This window comes from Streptomyces sp. NPDC042371, from assembly GCF_056437465.1.
Map to the genome: position 1 here is coordinate 97,710 of NZ_JBWKAP010000021.1, position 14,977 is coordinate 112,686.

The following is a 14,977-nucleotide window of genomic DNA, read 5'->3' on the forward strand; positions in this document are numbered from 1 at the left end:
GCATTCCATGCATGCCTCTCATCTTGCTCGTCGTGAGGCATGCCCTGAGTGTGCCCTGAGTCTGCCTTGAGACGGGGCGCAGGGGATTGACGATCCTAAGCCGAACTGCTTGCCGAAATCAGCTTCTGGTGTGCTGCCGATGATGTGCTCGCGTTCAAAGAGACGCCAAGATCGATAAGTGGAGGAAAAATGTCAGAGTTCACCGATTTGGAAGAGCTGTACTCGATCGTCGACAAGACGGCTCAGCTGGTGGACGTCACCGCATCGCGTGACAAGGTCTGGCCCATCCTCAATGCCTACAAGGACGTGGTCGGGCAGTCCGTCATCTCGTTCCGTGCGTCGACCGGCAGCAGCGCCGACGACCTCGACGCCCGCTTCACGATGCTCCCGAAGGACTTCGACCCGTACGCCCGCGCCCTGGAGCACGGCCTCACGCCGAAGACGGACCACGCCGTCGGCAGCCTGCTGAAGGAGGTTCACACGAACCTCCCCATCACCAGCTGCGGCGTCGACTTCGGAGTCGCGGGGGGCTTCACGAAGACCTGGTCCTTCCCGAGTGCCGAGAACCTCGTGAAGATCTCCGACCTCGCCGAGCTGCCGTCGATCCCGGCCGGTGTCGCCGCCAACCGCGACTTCTTCGAGAAGTGGGGCCTGGCCGACATGGTCAGCACCGTGGGCATCGACTACTCGAAGCGCACGATGAACCTGTACTTCGGCGGCGGCGTGGGCGACCGCGTCCCGGCCGAGGTCTTCGAGGAGAAGGGTGTCAGGGCGATCCTCGGCGAGCTCGGTCTCTCCGAGCCGAGCGAGGAGCTGCTGCGGTTCTGCGAGCGCTCGTTCGTCATCTACGTGACGCTGAGCTGGGACTCCCCGGAGATCAACAGGTTCACCTACTCCGTCATGACGCCGGAGCCGCTGGGCCTGCCGATCACGTTCGCCCCGACCTTCGAGCGCCTCATCAAGGAAGCTCCGTACGACACCTCGGGCCGCAACTACATCTACGGCATCGCGTCGACGCCCAAGGGTGAATACCACAAGATCGCGTCGTACTACCAGTGGCAGAAGCGCGTCGAGAACCTGCTGCGCTCCGACTCCTGACGACACCGCGCCCGTCGGGGCCGGTAGTACAAGGGCTTGCGGAGAGGGAAATTCCACCCCTCTCCGCAAGCCCTTTTCTCTGGAACGGCCGGGGTTCTGACGGCGTCCGGCCAGCCTCATTCATTCCTAGAACTCTGGATGATGCGATCTCCATGCAGAAAAGAGAAAGGGAGCTGAGTGCGTTGACGTCACCGAGCTCAGCGGAAGGGGTGTCAGAAATCCGTCGCGCTCGCTCCGTCGGAATCGGCCGCGCCCACGCGAAGGCCATTTTGCTGGGGGAGCACGCGGTCGTTTACGGCGCTCCCGCCCTTGCGCTCCCGGTGCCCCAGCTGGCGGTCACGGCGAGCGCCGGATGGTCCGCCCAGTCGCCGGGTGACGCCGGCGATGTGTCTCTGACAATGACCGGATCTGCCTCCCGCCCGGTGGCGACGCAGGCCTCCGACTGGCTCCGGCGACTCAGTGCCGAGTTCCGGACGACCATGAACGTGGCCGACGACGTGCACCTCGACGTCATCCTGGACTGCGCCATCCCGCCCGGCCGCGGCCTCGGCTCCAGCGCCGCCTGCGCGCGCGCCGTGGTCTTCGCGCTGGCCGACCTCTTCGACCGCGAGGTCACCCCGCAGACCGCCTTCGACCTGGTGCAGACCGCCGAGAACGTGGCCCACGGCCGCGCCAGCGGCGTCGACGCCACCGCCGTGGGCGCGCCGGGACCCCTGCTGTTCCAGCAGGGCCGCTCCGAGGAACTGCCCGTCGGCTGCGAGGAGTTGTTCATCATCGCCGACAGCGGCGAGGTGGGCAGGACCAAGGACGCGGTCAGCATGCTCCGCGACGGCTTCGAGCGGCACGCCGGAGCGCAGGAACACTTCGTACGCCGCGCGACGGACCTCACCGACGAGGCCCGGCACGCGCTCGCGGACGGCAAGCCCGAGGAGCTCGGCACGCGCATGACGGAGTATCACGAACTGCTGCGCGCCGCCGGATTGAGCACCGACCGGATCGACGCACTGGTCGAAGGGGCGCTCTCCGCGGGCAGCCTCGGCGCCAAGATCACCGGCGGTGGCATGGGCGGCTGCGTGCTCGCGCTGACCCAGCCCGAGCGGGCGAGCGCGGTGACCCGGCAGCTGCACGAAGCCGGTGCCGAACAGACATGGGTCGTACCGCTGAGGGGGTTTGCCGGACATGGTCGCTGAACAACAGGCCACGGCGGTGCGCACCGCCCCGGCGGCCACGGCGGGCAACGCGACCGCCGTGGCGCACCCGAACATCGCACTGATCAAGTACTGGGGCAAGCGCGACGAGCGGCTCATCCTGCCGCGCACCGACAGCCTCTCGATGACCCTGGACATCTTCCCGACCACCACCCGCGTGCGACTGGCCCCCGGAGCGGATCACGACGACGTGACGCTCGGCGGCGCTCCCGCGCAGGGCGAGGCCCAGCGGCGCATCGTCACCTTCCTCGACCTGGTGCGCGAGCGCGCCGGAGTCGCCGACCGCGCCGTTGTGGAGACCGAGAACACCGTCCCCACCGGGGCGGGCCTCGCCTCCTCCGCCAGCGGATTCGCCGCCCTGGCCGTCGCCGCGGCCGCCGCCTACGGCCTCGACCTCGACGCCACCGCGCTGTCCCGCCTGGCCCGCCGCGGATCCGGGTCGGCCTCCCGCTCCCTCTTCGGGGACTTCGTGGTCTGGCACGCGGGGCGCGACACCGGCACGGAAGAGGAGGCGGACCTCAGCTCGTACGCCGAGCCGGTGCCCGCCGGGCCGCTCGACCCCGCACTGGTCGTCGCCGTCGTCAACGCCGGACCCAAGGACGTGTCCAGCAGGGCGGCCATGCGACGCACCGTCGACACCTCGCCGCTCTTCGAGCCGTGGGCCGAATCCAGCAAGGACGACCTGGTCGACATGCGCAAGGCCCTCGGCCGGGGCGACCTCGAAGCGGTCGGCGAGATCGCGGAACGCAACGCGCTCGGCATGCACGCCACGATGCTGGCGGCCCGCCCCGCGGTGCGCTACATGTCGCCCGCCTCGCTCACCGTGCTCGACAGCGTGCTGCAGCTCAGGCGCGACGGCGTGCCCGCCTACGCGACCATGGACGCCGGGCCCAACGTGAAGGTGCTCTGCCGCAACGCGGACGCCGACCGGGTGGCGGGTGTCGTGCGCAGTGCCGCGCAGGGCGGCGCCATCCACATCGCCCGCCCGGGACCGGGCGCCCGGTTGCTGTCCGGGGACGGGCGGTGACCGGTCGGCCGACGGTCGTCCGGCGCGCGCCGGGCAAGCTGTACGTCGCCGGTGAGTACGCGGTGGTGGAGCCGGGCAACCCGGCGATCCTGATCGCCGTCGACCGGTATGTCACCGTCACCGTGTCCGACCCCGGCGAACCCGGCGTCGTACTCTCCTCCGACCTCGCCGCGCGCACGGCGCACTGCCGGTGGCGGGACGGGCGGCTCGCCGGATCGGGACCGCGGGACGAGGAACTGCTCCGGGAGAGCTTCGCCCATGTGGCGGCGGCCATCGAGATCGTCGGCCGCCTGCTCGCCGAACGGGGCCTTCCCGCGCCCGCGCTGGATGTATCGGTCAGCAGCGAACTGCACGACAACGGCACCAAGTTCGGGTTCGGGTCAAGCGGCGCGGTCGTCGTGGCGACCGTCGCCGCCATGGCGGCCCACTGCGGCCTCGACCTGACGCGCGACGCCTGCTACCGCCTCGCGATGCTCGCCACGGCGGGCCTCGAACCCAAGGCGTCCGGCGGCGACCTCGCCGCAGGCACCTGGGGCGGCTGGCTCACCTATCGGGCACCCGACCGGGCCGCCGTCCTGGACCTGGCCCGAAGAACGGGCGTCGATGAGGCCCTGCGCGTGCCCTGGCCGGGCCACGAAGTACGCGCACTGCCCGGGCCCGAGGGCCTCTCACTGGAGGTCGGCTGGACCGGAACGCCCGCCTCCACCTCGTCCCTGGTCTCCGGCCTCGACCGGCGGACCTGGCGGGGCAGCGCCTCCCACCGGAGGTTCGTGGAGACGAGCAACGACTTCGTGCGTGCCTCGGTCGACGCACTGGAGGGCGGCGACCGCGAGGGCCTGCTGCGGCAGATCCGGCGCGCCCGGCAGGAACTGTCCCGCCTCGACGAAGAGGTGGGGCTCGGAATCTTCACGCAGCGGCTGACCGCGCTGTGCGAGGCCGCCGAAGCAGTCGGCGGCGCGGCCAAGCCCTCAGGGGCGGGCGGCGGCGACTGCGGCATCGCACTGCTCGACGCCGAAGCGGCACTGGACATCGCTCAAGTACGGAAACGGTGGACCACGGCGGGCGTGCGGCCCCTGCCGATCCGTCCCGCCATGGAAGGGAACGCAGAATGATCTCTCAACGCAAGGACGACCACGTCCGGCTCGCTGTCGAGCACGCGCGTCAGCACAGCGGACACAACCAGTTCGACGAGGTGTCGTTCGTCCACCACGCCCTGGCCGGCATCGACCGGCCGGACGTGTCCCTGGCCACGAACTTCGCCGGGATCTCCTGGCCGGTGCCCCTCTACATCAACGCGATGACCGGCGGCAGCGTCAGCACCGGCATCATCAACCGCGACCTGGCCATCGCCGCCCGCGAGACCGGCGTGGCCGTCGCCTCCGGCTCCATGAGCGCGTACTTCAAGGACCCGTCGTGCGCCGACACGTTCAGCGTGCTGCGCAAGGAGAACCCGGACGGGTTCGTGCTTGCCAACGTCAACGCGACGGCCTCGGTCGACAAGGTGCAGCGCGCCATCGACCTGGTGCAGGCCAACGCCCTGCAGATCCACATCAACACCGCGCAGGAAACGCCGATGCCCGAGGGCGACCGGTCGTTCTCCGCCTGGGTCCCGCAGATCGAGAAGATCGCGGCGGCCGTCGAGGTGCCCGTGATCGTCAAGGAGGTCGGCAACGGCCTCAGCCGTGAGACCGTCCTGCTCATCGAGAGCCTCGGCGTCCAGGTCGCCGACCTCGGCGGCCGCGGCGGCACGGACTTCGCCCGCATCGAGAACGGGCGGCGCGAGCTCGGCGAGTACGCGTTCATGCACGGCTGGGGACAGTCCACCGCGGCCTGTCTCCTGGACGCGCAGGACGTCGGCATCCCCGTCCTCGCCTCCGGCGGCGTGCGCAACGCGCTCGACGTGGCCCGCGCGCTGGCGCTCGGCGCGTCCGGCGTCGGAGCCTCCGGCGGATTCCTCCGCACCCTGAAGGACGAGGGCGTCTCCGCGCTGATCGCGCAGATCTCGACGTGGCTCGACCAGCTCGCCGCCCTGCAGACCATGCTCGGCGCGCGCACCCCCGCCGAACTGACGCGCTGCGACCTGCTGATCCACGGTGAACTCCGTGACTTCTGCGCCGACCGAGGCATCGAGACCGGGACGTTCGCGCAGCGCTCCCGTTCCGTCGAGGCCGCCCACCAGCTGACGGGAAGCACCCGATGACCGAGACACACGCAATAGCCGGCGTCCCGATGCGGTGGGTGGGCCCCCTGCGCATCTCCGGCAACGTCGCCACCACCGAGACCCAGGTCCCGCTCGCCACCTACGAGACGCCGCTGTGGCCCTCCGTGGGCCGCGGCGCGAAGGTCTCCCGGCTGGTCGAGGAAGGCATCGTCGCCACGCTCGTCGACGAGCGGATGACCCGCTCGGTGCTGGTCGAGGCGACGGACGCGCAGACCGCCTACGTCGCCGCGCGGGCCATCGACGCGCGGATCGACGAGCTGCGCGACGTGGTGCGTGGCTGCAGCCGGTTCGCCCAGCTGATCAACATCCGGCACGAGATCAACGCCAACCTGCTCTTCATCCGGTTCGAGTTCACCACCGGCGACGCCTCCGGCCACAACATGGCGACGCTCGCGTCCGACGCGCTCCTGAAGCACCTGCTGGAGACGATCCCCGGCATCTCCTACGGGTCGATCTCGGGCAACTACTGCACGGACAAGAAGGCCACCGCGATCAACGGCATCCTCGGCCGCGGCAAGAACGTGGTCACGGAGCTGCTGATCCCGCGGGACATCGTCACCGATGTCCTGCACACGACGGCCGCGAAGGTCGTCCAGCTGAACATCCGCAAGAACATGCTCGGCACCCTGCTCGCGGGCGGCATCCGCTCGGCGAACGCCCACTACGCCAACATGCTGCTCGGCTTCTACCTCGCGACCGGCCAGGACGCGGCCAACATCGTCGAGGGCTCGCAGGGCGTCACCATGGCCGAGGACCGCGACGGCGACCTCTACTTCGCCTGCACCCTGCCGAACCTGATCGTCGGCACGGTGGGCAACGGCAAGGGCCTCGAGTTCGTCGAGACCAACCTCGCCCGGCTCGGCTGCCGGGTCGACCGCGAGCCCGGCGAGAACGCCCGCCGCCTCGCGGTGATCGGTGCGGCGACGGTCCTGTGCGGAGAGCTCTCGCTCCTCGCGGCACAGACGAACCCCGGCGAACTGATGCGTGCACATGTCCAGTTGGAGCGCGGCAACCAGGAAAAGGTCGGTGTGTAGGGCATGTCCAGTGACTCAGGCATAGGTATCCACGATCTGTCGTTCGCGACCACCGAGTTCGTGCTGCCGCACACGGCGCTCGCCGAGTACAACGGCACGGAGATCGGCAAGTACCACATCGGCATCGGCCAGGAGTCGATGAGCGTTCCGGCGGCCGACGAGGACATCGTGACGCTGGCCGCCGCCGCGGCCGCGCCCATCGTCGAGCGGCACGGCAGCGAGCGGATCCGCACCGTCGTCTTCGCCACCGAGTCCTCCATCGACCAGGCCAAGTCCGGTGGTGTGTACGTTCATTCGCTGCTCGGGCTGCCCTCCGCGGCGCGTGTGGTCGAGCTGAAGCAGGCCTGTTACGGGGCGACCGCGGGCCTCCAGTTCGCACTGGGCCTGGTCGCGAGGGACCCCTCGCAGCAGGTCCTCGTGATCGCCAGCGACGTGTCCAAGTACGAACTGGACAGCCCCGGCGAGGCCACGCAGGGCGCGGCCGCGGTCGCGATGCTGGTCGGCGCGGACCCCGCGCTCATCAGGCTCGACGGCCCGTCCGGACTGTTCACCGCGGACGTGATGGACTTCTGGCGGCCCAACTACCGGGACGCCGCGCTGGTCGACGGGCAGGAGTCCATCTCCGCCTACCTCCAGGCCGTCGAGGGCTGCTGGAAGGACTACACGGAGCAGGGCGGGCACTCGCTCGACGAGTTCGCCGCGTTCTGCTACCACCAGCCCTTCACCAAGATGGCCTACAAGGCCCACCGCCACCTGCTGAACTACTGCGGATACGACACCGACAAGGACGTCATCGAGCAGGGGCTCGGCCAGACCACGGCGTACAACCGGGTCATCGGCAACAGCTACACGGCGTCGGTCTACCTGGGCCTGGCCGCGCTGCTCGACCAGGCCGAGGACCTCACCGGCCGCTCGATCGGCTTCCTGAGCTACGGCTCGGGCAGCGTCGCGGAGTTCTTCGCGGGCCAGGTCGTCCCCGGCTACCGCGACCAGCTGCGCACCGCCGAGCACCGGGAGGCCATCGCGCGCCGCACGGAGCTCGACTACGCGGGCTACAAGGAGCTGCACGAGCGGTCCTTCCCGACCGACGGCGGGGACTACCCCACACCGGTGCAGACCGGCGGGCAGTTCCGTCTCGCCGCCCTGCGCGGCCACAAGCGGATCTACGAACGGCGGTAGGCGAATGACGGACATCGCTACCGATATCGCAGTTCTCGGTACCGGTCACTACGTGCCGGACCGCATCGTCTCCAACGACGAGGTCGGGGCTCCGGCGGGCGTCGAGGGCGAGTGGATCGTCCGCAAGACCGCGATCCGGGAACGTCGCTGGGCCGCGCCGGGCCAGGCCACCTCGGACCTCGCCGTCGAGGCCGCGCGGTCCGCCCTGGAGTCGGCGGGCATCACCGCCGGTCAGCTGTCGGTGATCGTGGTGGCCACGTCCACCCCGGACCGGCCGCAGCCGCCGACCGCGGTGTACGTGCAGCAGAAGCTCGGCGCGCTGGGCGCGGCCGCGTTCGACGTGAACGCGGTCTGCTCGGGCAGCATGTACGCCCTCTCGGTGGTCGAGGGCATGCTGGCACGGCGGGGCGGACACGCTCTGGTGATCGGCGCGGACGTGTACTCGCGGATCCTGAACCCGGCCGACCGCAAGACGGTCGTGCTGTTCGGCGACGGGGCAGGGGCGATGGTCCTCGGCGCCGGAACCGGCGGCTCCGGGGCGCGGGTGCGGCATGTCGCGCTGCACACCTTCGGCGAGCTCGCGGACCTCATCCAGGTGCCCGCGGGCGGCAGCAGGACCCCGCCCGACCAGGCCGTCCTCGACGCGGGGCTGCAGTACTTCGCGATGGACGGGCGCGAGGTGCGCCGGTTCGTGGTGGAGCAACTGCCGCAGCTGACCAAGCAGTTCCTGCACGAGGCGGGAGTGGCGCCCGACGACATCGCGCACTTCGTGCCGCACCAGGCCAACGGCGTCATGCTCGACACGGTGATCGAGGATCTCTCGCTGTCGCGCGCCACGACGCACCTGACGCTGGAGCAGTACGGCAACACCGGGGCGGCATCCATCCCGATCACGCTGGACGCGGCGGCCCGCGAGGGCGCCTTCAGCCCCGGCGACCTGATCCTGATGGCGGGCTTCGGCGGCGGCATGGCCGCGGGACTCGCCCTGCTCGAATGGTGAGCGGCCCCCGCTTCTGACGGCCGCCCACCCGGCCGTCACCCCCAACCGGGCCGGGGAGCCCACTTCCCCCAAGGGAGCTCCCCGGCCTGAACCCCCGCACTTACCGTCCCCGCGCCGCAGGAGGCACCCCGCGTGATCACGGAGAAGGAGCCAGGCACCGGCCTGGCCGCCCGCATACCGGGATCCAAGAGTCTGACCAACCGGCTGCTGCTGCTGGCCGCCGCTGCCGACGGCACGAGCACGGTCCGCGCTCCGCTCGTGAGCGATGACACGGTCGCGTTCCGCGAGGCGCTCGACGTGTGCGGCATCCCCGTGAAGACCGGCCCGGGAGACGCGTTCTGGGAAGTGACGGGCACCGGGCGCGGCCCGGCGGGCTCCGCCCGCCCGTGGTGTGCGGACGCCGGAACCGCGGCCCGCTTCCTGCCCCCGTTCGCCGCCACCGGGCACGGCAGCTTCCTCTTCGACGGCTCGTCCCAACTGCGCGCCCGCCCGCAGGGCCCCCTGCTCGACGCGCTCCGCGCCCTCGGCGTCGACCTGGAGCCGGGCCCCGGCAACGGACTTCCCCTGCTGATCCGCGCCCAGGGCATCGAGGGCGGCGAACTCACGGTGGACTCCTCCCTGAGCAGCCAGTACCTCAGCGGCCTCCTGATGGCGGCCCCGCTGATGCGCCGCGGCCTGCGGATCCGGACCGGAAGCCTGGTCAGCCGCCCCTACATCGACATGACCCTGGCGTTGATGCGACGCTTCGGAGCCCGCGTCGACGAGGGCGCCGACGGCACCCTCGACGTCGAACCGCGGCCGTACGACGCCACGGACATCGTGGTCGAACCCGACGCGTCCTCCGCCTCGTACGTCTTCGCGGCAGCGGCCGTCACCGGACGCACCGTCACCGTGCCCGGCCTGGGCACCGACAGCCTCCAGGGCGACCTGTGCTTCGTCGAGGTCCTCCGGCACACGGGCGCCGACGTGCACGTCGGCCCGACCGCCACCACCGTGACGGGCAACGGCCCGCTGCGGGGCGGCTTCACCGTCGACATGGGCGAGATCTCGGACACCTTCATGACCCTCGCGGCCATCGCGCCGCTCGCCGACGAGCCCATCACCATCACCGGTGTCGCGCACGCACGGCTCAAGGAGTCCGACCGCGTCTCCGCCATGGCGGAGAACCTGCGCGCCTGCGGCATCGAGATCGCCGAGGGCCCGGACCGGATCACCGTCCACCCCGGGGTGCCGCGCCCCACCCGCATCGCATGCCACCGCGACCACCGGATCGCGATGTCGTTCTCGGTCCTCGGCCTCGCCGTACCGGACACGATCTCGCTCGACGACCCGGAGTGCGTGGCCAAGACGTTCCCAGAGTTCCACGACGAGATGCGGCGCCTGTTCACCGGCCACGCACTCCGTTGAGCACCGAACAGGCAGACAGAGGAGCACCGTTGAGCAGGTTGCGTTGGCTGACCGCGGGGGAGTCGCACGGACCCGCGCTTGTCGCGACGTTGGAGGGTCTTCCCGCCGGCGTGCCGATCACGACGGAGATGGTGGCGGATCATCTGGCGCGGCGGCGGTTGGGGTATGGCCGTGGGGCGCGGATGAAGTTCGAGCGTGATGAGGTCACGTTTTTGGGCGGGGTCCGGCACGGGCTGAGCATGGGTTCGCCGATTGCGGTGATGGTGGGCAATACGGAGTGGCCCAAGTGGGAGCAGGTGATGGCGGCGGATCCGGTGGATCCGCAGGTGCTTGCCGATCTGGCCCGTAATGCTCCGCTGACGCGGCCGCGGCCGGGTCATGCGGATCTGGCGGGGATGCAGAAGTACGGGTTCGACGAGGCGCGGCCGGTGCTGGAGCGGGCCTCTGCGCGGGAGACCGCGGCGCGGGTGGCGCTGGGTGCGGTGGCCCGGTCGTTTTTGAAGGAGACGGCCGGGATCGAGATCGTCTCCCATGTGACTGAGCTGGCGGCGGCCAAGGCTCCGTATGGGGTGTACCCGACGCCCGCGGATGTCGAGAAGCTGGATGCGGATCCGGTGCGGTGTCTGGATGCGGATGCCTCGAAGGCGATGGTCGCGGAGATCGATCAGGCGCACAAGGACGGCGACACGCTGGGTGGTGTGGTCGAGGTGTTGGCGTATGGGGTGCCGGTGGGGTTGGGCTCGCATGTGCACTGGGACCGGCGGTTGGATGCGCGGCTGGCGGCGGCGTTGATGGGTATTCAGGCGATCAAGGGGGTCGAGGTCGGCGACGGTTTTGATCTGGCGCGGGTGCCGGGGTCGCAGGCGCACGATGAGATCGTGACCACCGATGAGGGTATCCGGCGCACTTCTGGCCGTTCGGGTGGTACGGAGGGTGGGCTGAGTACGGGTGAGCTGCTGCGGGTGCGGGCGGCGATGAAGCCGATCGCGACGGTGCCGCGGGCGTTGGCCACGGTTGACGTGGTCACGGGTGAGGCGACCAAGGCGCATCACCAGCGCTCCGATGTGTGTGCGGTTCCGGCGGCGGGGATCGTCGCGGAGGCGATGGTGGCGTTGGTGCTGGCGGATGCGGTGGCGGAGAAGTTCGGTGGGGACAGTGTTCCCGAGACGCGCCGCAATGTGCAGTCCTACCTCGACAACCTGCAGATCCGGTGACAACGACGAGGCGGCAGACCGGGCGGCAGACCGGTGCCGCCTCGGCCGTCACCGGAAACGGCAGGTGGAGGCGGTCACCGCACGCGTGAGTACCCCGCGTGCGGTGAACACCTCCACCAGTGGCTCCGTCGCGCCCTACCCTGCTCTCTCCCGCTGAGCAGGCCGAGCGTCCCGCGAAGCCATTTCCACTACCGCCGCCGGACGGCGCTGTCCGGGCTCAGGCGGCTTCCTTGCGCTGCCGGTCCATGAGGTGGCGCAGGACGAGCCACTCCCGTATCTCCCACGAATGCCCCGACGAGCAGCGGATGCTGCTGTTCTTGGCCGCGGCACCGGAACTCTGCGGTGACGCGTTGATCGTGCCGGGGCAACTGTCCACCACACACCGTCTGGTGAGCGGATTACGGTCGCCCCGGTCGGGGTCGATGAGACGGAGCAGCTCGACGTGGAGTCCCTCGATCTCGGCCGCGAAATCCTCGGCCGGAGGCTGGGCCGTGAGCCACTCCAGATGGGCCAGGAGGAAGCAGGCCAGGTGGGGGACGGAGCGGCTCGGGACCGTGGTCTCGAGTTCATCCGCGACATAGCCCGCCCACGATTCCAGAATCGCGACGATGTTGCTCCGGGCGTCGAGCGCGGAGACGTTCAGATGGTCCCGCCTGCGGCTCCCTGACACCTTGGTCGGATTGCGCCGCCGGGACGTGGCCATGACGTGGTGAAGGCCCTCCTGATGGAGGCCGGGGAGCGCGCGCAGCTGACGCGCCAGCTTTCCGACGCAGGCGTCGCAGAGCAGTGATTCCGTGGCGTCACGCACCTCCGGCCCGTGGTCCCGCGAGCATGAGTGAATCTCCATAAAGTGTCTCCTTGTTGTGGCTGGACGGCCCGGCTGGACCGCCCCGGTCAGATGGTTCTGTTGCCGATGTCGTGCTGAACGCGGAACGTGACGAACTCGGCCGGTCGTACGGCGGCAAGGCCGACGTCGAGGTTCACCCGGCCCCGCGCCACGTCCTCGGCGGTGTTGTTGGTGTCGTCGCAGATGACCTCGAACGCCTCGGCCGCCGACCCGCCGGGCAGCGCCCCGTGCCGCCACAACCCCTTCAGGAACGTCGTCGTGGACTGACGTATCAGTGCCCGCAGTTGAGCCGTGTTCGTGTCGAATGCCGCCCAGCGGGTGCCCTGTTCGAGCGAGGCGCGGGTGTAGTTCACCAGGCGGCGCACGCCGAGGTCCGACCAGTCGGCCTCGGTCGACAGCGTCTGCGCGCTCAGCGCCCGGACGCCCTGTCCCTGCACGAACCGCAGGCAGTTCACCCCCAGGCCCGTGACCGACTCCCGCTCCACATCGGTGAGTTCACGCTCCTGCTTCACCACTCCCACCAGCGAACCCACCGGCGTCGTATGGACGCCCTGCTCCGTGTCAGCGCGGCAGCACATCCCCGACACATGTCCCGAAGGCGGCACCAGACGTTCGTGCCCGCCGACCTCGGTCACGGTGATCCACGGATAGTGGACGGCGACGAACTGGGCGTCCGGCTCCGCCAGCCCGAACGGCCTGCTGCACACGTCGGCGGGGGCGAGGCCCTGCCGGGTGTGCAGCAGCGCGACCCGGTGCCCCACGCGGGCACAGTGCCCGGCGATCGCCTGCGCGATGCCGTCGGCCTCCTCCGCCACCCGCCACAGATCCGGAGCCACCACGAGACTGATCTCCGGCAGGCGTTCCAGCCTGGCGAGAGCGGCCCGATAGGCGGCGACGCGGTCCACGTCCCCGGCGCCGCGCGCCCCTCCGTCCCCAGTTCCGAGGATCCACGCCCCGCCACCGCCGTTGCGGAAGTGGCCGAGCACGGCGTCGTGGACGAAGGACGGCGCCTCCCCGTCGGCCGTGCGTGGCGAGAACGCCTCGATGAACTCCAGCGGGTGCCGGACGAAGGCGGGCTTGCCCGGCAGGCCGGGGGCGTCCCCGATGAACGCCGCCACCGAGGTGTGCACGCCGTGGATGAAGGGTGCGCCGTGGCCCGCACCCCGCACGATGTCCGGTTCCCGGAGATCCCTGAGGGGGTCCCGGAGGTCGATGTCCGGGCCGAGCGCCCCGGACGTGCTTGCTGTGCGCGGTTGATTCGGCTGCTGTCGGGCCATGCAGACTCCTCGGTCACGACGGGAAGGCAGATCCGCGACCGGGCCGGCGCGCGGACGGTGCGGCCGGACTTCAGCCTGCCGGAGTGAGCACCAAGGCGGAGGTTTCCATGGGCAGTTGGACACATCGCTCGATGGACAGACCGGAGCGTGCCGTCAGATTGCGGTACTCGCCGATGGAACGCTGATGACCGCCGTTGACGACCATCAGATGGAGGTCCCACAGCGGGGCCAGCAGGCCGTCCTTGCCGTCCTGGACGACCATTTCGATGACCAGGAGCCGGGAGTTCGGGGCCATGGCCTCGCGTATGGACCGCAGGAGGCGTACGCAGTCGTCCTCCTGCCAGTCGCCGAGCACCCGGGACAGGAGGTACGTGTCGGCCTTCTGCGGGACCGGGGTGGTGAACATGTCCCCGGCGACGAGCTCGGCGCGGTCGGTTCCCACGGTCCTTTCCAGGTGCGCGTGGGCGATGGGGATGTTGTGTTCCAGGTCGATCAGGGTGCCGCGGGCCTCGGGCGCGGCGCCGAGGACGGTGGCCAGCAACTGGCCGCTGCCGCCCGCGATGTCGACGATGTGCCGGTCGGCACTGAAGTCGATGTGCTGGGGGACGGCGTCGAAGGAGAAGTTCTTCGCCTGGGCCTGCATGGCCCGCTGGAAGCGCTCCGCGGCATCGGGGTCCTCGCCCAGATAGCCGAGGAGGGAGCGGCCGTACGCCTTCTCGAAGCCGGTCCCGCCCGTGCGGAAGGTCTCGATCGAGTCCCCCCAGGCCTGGTAGAACTCCTCGCCGTAGAGCAGGGACACATCGCGCAGCGAGCCCGGCCTGTCGCGCAGCAGGTCGCCGATGTCGGTGTTGCGGTAGCCGTCGTTCTCGTCGCCGTCCACCACGCCGAGACGCAGCAGCAGGCGCAGCAGCCGCCGGACGGCGTCCTGGTTCGCGCCCGCGGCCTCGGCGAGCTCGGCCGGGCCGGTGTGCCCGGCCGCTATGAGATCGGGCAGGCCCAGTTTGGCCGCCGCGTAGACCGCCTGGGTGTGCCAGGCGGCGGTGATGAGGTCGATGGTGGCGCGGGCTGCCGGTCGGGGGGTGCTTTCCGTGCTCATGACCTGTCTCTCCTCGGACTGATGTAGGGGAGTGGGGGGAGTGGGGGAGTGGGGGAGTGGGGTGCCGGGGTCAGGAGGGGATCCAGTCGCGTTGGATGTGGGGGGTGTCGATGCTGAGGGCGCGCATGTGCTCGATGGGGTTGGTGTATTCGCGGCTGGCGGCGATCTGTCCGTCGTCCAGGGTGAAGCCGTGGATGAAGTGGTTGCGGTAGCGGCCCTCGGGATAGCCGGGGAAGCGGATGGTGCCCTCGCCGTCGCACTCCACCCAGATGACGGCCGGGTCCTGGGTCTCGTAGATCTGGACGTCGGACCATTCCCAGTCGGGCAGCACCTTGAGTGACAGCTCGCCGTGTTTTTGCAGCTTGGCGC

At 70.2% G+C, this 14,977-nt stretch carries 14 protein-coding genes; 10 read left to right on the top strand and 4 right to left on the bottom strand.

The window, feature by feature from the left end; genetic code table 11:
* Positions 1-189: 189 nt before the first annotated feature.
* The 10 genes from AC068B_RS38740 to aroC all read left to right on the top strand — a co-directional run bounded on the left by AC068B_RS38740 (position 190) and on the right by aroC (position 11,388).
* Complete coding sequence (locus tag AC068B_RS38740) at positions 190-1,098, top strand: aromatic prenyltransferase (RefSeq protein ID WP_478676158.1); 909 nt, start codon at positions 190-192, stop codon at positions 1,096-1,098.
* Positions 1,099-1,250: 152 nt separating this feature from the next.
* Positions 1,251-2,288: a mevalonate kinase gene (gene mvk / locus AC068B_RS38745; protein WP_478676159.1), complete on the top strand. Its 1,038-nt coding sequence runs from the start codon at positions 1,251-1,253 to the stop codon at positions 2,286-2,288.
* Positions 2,278-3,333, top strand: coding sequence for a diphosphomevalonate decarboxylase (gene mvaD / locus AC068B_RS38750; RefSeq protein WP_478676160.1), 1,056 nt, complete (start codon positions 2,278-2,280; stop codon positions 3,331-3,333). Before mvk ends, mvaD begins: the two co-directional genes overlap by 11 nt.
* Entirely contained in the window at positions 3,330-4,445 is a 1,116-nt protein-coding gene (locus AC068B_RS38755; RefSeq protein ID WP_478676161.1) for a phosphomevalonate kinase, read from the top strand. Before mvaD ends, AC068B_RS38755 begins: the two co-directional genes overlap by 4 nt.
* Positions 4,442-5,533 carry a type 2 isopentenyl-diphosphate Delta-isomerase gene (fni, locus tag AC068B_RS38760; RefSeq protein ID WP_478676162.1) on the top strand — a complete coding sequence of 364 codons (1,092 nt, stop codon included), beginning with the start codon at positions 4,442-4,444 and terminating at the stop codon, positions 5,531-5,533. Before AC068B_RS38755 ends, fni begins: the two co-directional genes overlap by 4 nt.
* Complete coding sequence (locus tag AC068B_RS38765; protein WP_468557829.1) at positions 5,530-6,588, top strand: hydroxymethylglutaryl-CoA reductase; 1,059 nt, start codon at positions 5,530-5,532, stop codon at positions 6,586-6,588. The genes fni and AC068B_RS38765 overlap by 4 nt, the downstream gene beginning before the upstream one ends.
* 3 nt (positions 6,589-6,591) lie before the next feature.
* The gene (locus AC068B_RS38770; protein ID WP_478676163.1) at positions 6,592-7,767 is read left to right on the top strand and encodes a hydroxymethylglutaryl-CoA synthase; all 1,176 of its coding nucleotides are present in this window, start codon (positions 6,592-6,594) and stop codon (positions 7,765-7,767) included.
* A 4-nt stretch (positions 7,768-7,771) separates the two neighbouring features.
* Positions 7,772-8,767 (top strand): 3-oxoacyl-ACP synthase III family protein, encoded by a 996-nt coding sequence (locus AC068B_RS38775; protein ID WP_478676164.1) that lies wholly within the window; start codon positions 7,772-7,774, stop codon positions 8,765-8,767.
* A 132-nt stretch (positions 8,768-8,899) separates the two neighbouring features.
* On the top strand, positions 8,900-10,174 hold the full coding sequence (aroA, locus tag AC068B_RS38780; protein ID WP_478676165.1) for a 3-phosphoshikimate 1-carboxyvinyltransferase: 1,275 nt from the start codon (positions 8,900-8,902) through the stop codon (positions 10,172-10,174).
* Positions 10,175-10,203: 29 nt separating this feature from the next.
* Positions 10,204-11,388 carry a chorismate synthase gene (aroC, locus tag AC068B_RS38785; RefSeq protein WP_478676166.1) on the top strand — a complete coding sequence of 395 codons (1,185 nt, stop codon included), beginning with the start codon at positions 10,204-10,206 and terminating at the stop codon, positions 11,386-11,388.
* A gap of 217 nt (positions 11,389-11,605) precedes the next feature.
* On the opposite strand, the gene AC068B_RS38790 is transcribed toward aroC, so the two are convergent.
* The 4 genes from AC068B_RS38790 to AC068B_RS38805 all read right to left on the bottom strand — a co-directional run.
* Positions 11,606-12,235 (bottom strand): hypothetical protein, encoded by a 630-nt coding sequence (locus tag AC068B_RS38790; RefSeq protein WP_478676167.1) that lies wholly within the window; start codon positions 12,233-12,235, stop codon positions 11,606-11,608.
* A gap of 47 nt (positions 12,236-12,282) precedes the next feature.
* A complete protein-coding gene (locus AC068B_RS38795) occupies positions 12,283-13,512 on the bottom strand; it encodes a phage tail sheath family protein (RefSeq protein ID WP_478676168.1) in 1,230 nt (409 codons plus the stop codon).
* Between the two features lie 70 nt (positions 13,513-13,582).
* Positions 13,583-14,608: a methyltransferase gene (locus tag AC068B_RS38800; RefSeq protein WP_478676169.1), complete on the bottom strand. Its 1,026-nt coding sequence runs from the start codon at positions 14,606-14,608 to the stop codon at positions 13,583-13,585.
* 70 nt (positions 14,609-14,678) lie between these two features.
* On the bottom strand, positions 14,679-14,977 hold a 299-nt coding region (locus AC068B_RS38805; RefSeq protein WP_478676170.1), incomplete at its 5' end, for a PhzA/PhzB family protein.

Bases quoted from the DNA above. Each gene is read 5' to 3' on its own strand.
- AC068B_RS38800 (WP_478676169.1), bottom strand. From the start codon at position 14,608: ATGAGCACGGAAAGCACCCCCCGACCGGCAGCCCGCGCCACCATCGAC.
- AC068B_RS38795 (WP_478676168.1), bottom strand. From the start codon at position 13,512: ATGGCCCGACAGCAGCCGAATCAACCGCGCACAGCAAGCACGTCCGGG.
- mvaD (WP_478676160.1), top strand. From the start codon at position 2,278: ATGGTCGCTGAACAACAGGCCACGGCGGTGCGCACCGCCCCGGCGGCC.
- fni (WP_478676162.1), top strand. From the start codon at position 4,442: ATGATCTCTCAACGCAAGGACGACCACGTCCGGCTCGCTGTCGAGCAC.
- AC068B_RS38740 (WP_478676158.1), top strand. From the start codon at position 190: ATGTCAGAGTTCACCGATTTGGAAGAGCTGTACTCGATCGTCGACAAG.
- mvk (WP_478676159.1), top strand. From the start codon at position 1,251: ATGCAGAAAAGAGAAAGGGAGCTGAGTGCGTTGACGTCACCGAGCTCA.
- AC068B_RS38765 (WP_468557829.1), top strand. From the start codon at position 5,530: ATGACCGAGACACACGCAATAGCCGGCGTCCCGATGCGGTGGGTGGGC.
- AC068B_RS38790 (WP_478676167.1), bottom strand. From the start codon at position 12,235: ATGGAGATTCACTCATGCTCGCGGGACCACGGGCCGGAGGTGCGTGAC.
- AC068B_RS38775 (WP_478676164.1), top strand. From the start codon at position 7,772: ATGACGGACATCGCTACCGATATCGCAGTTCTCGGTACCGGTCACTAC.
- AC068B_RS38770 (WP_478676163.1), top strand. From the start codon at position 6,592: ATGTCCAGTGACTCAGGCATAGGTATCCACGATCTGTCGTTCGCGACC.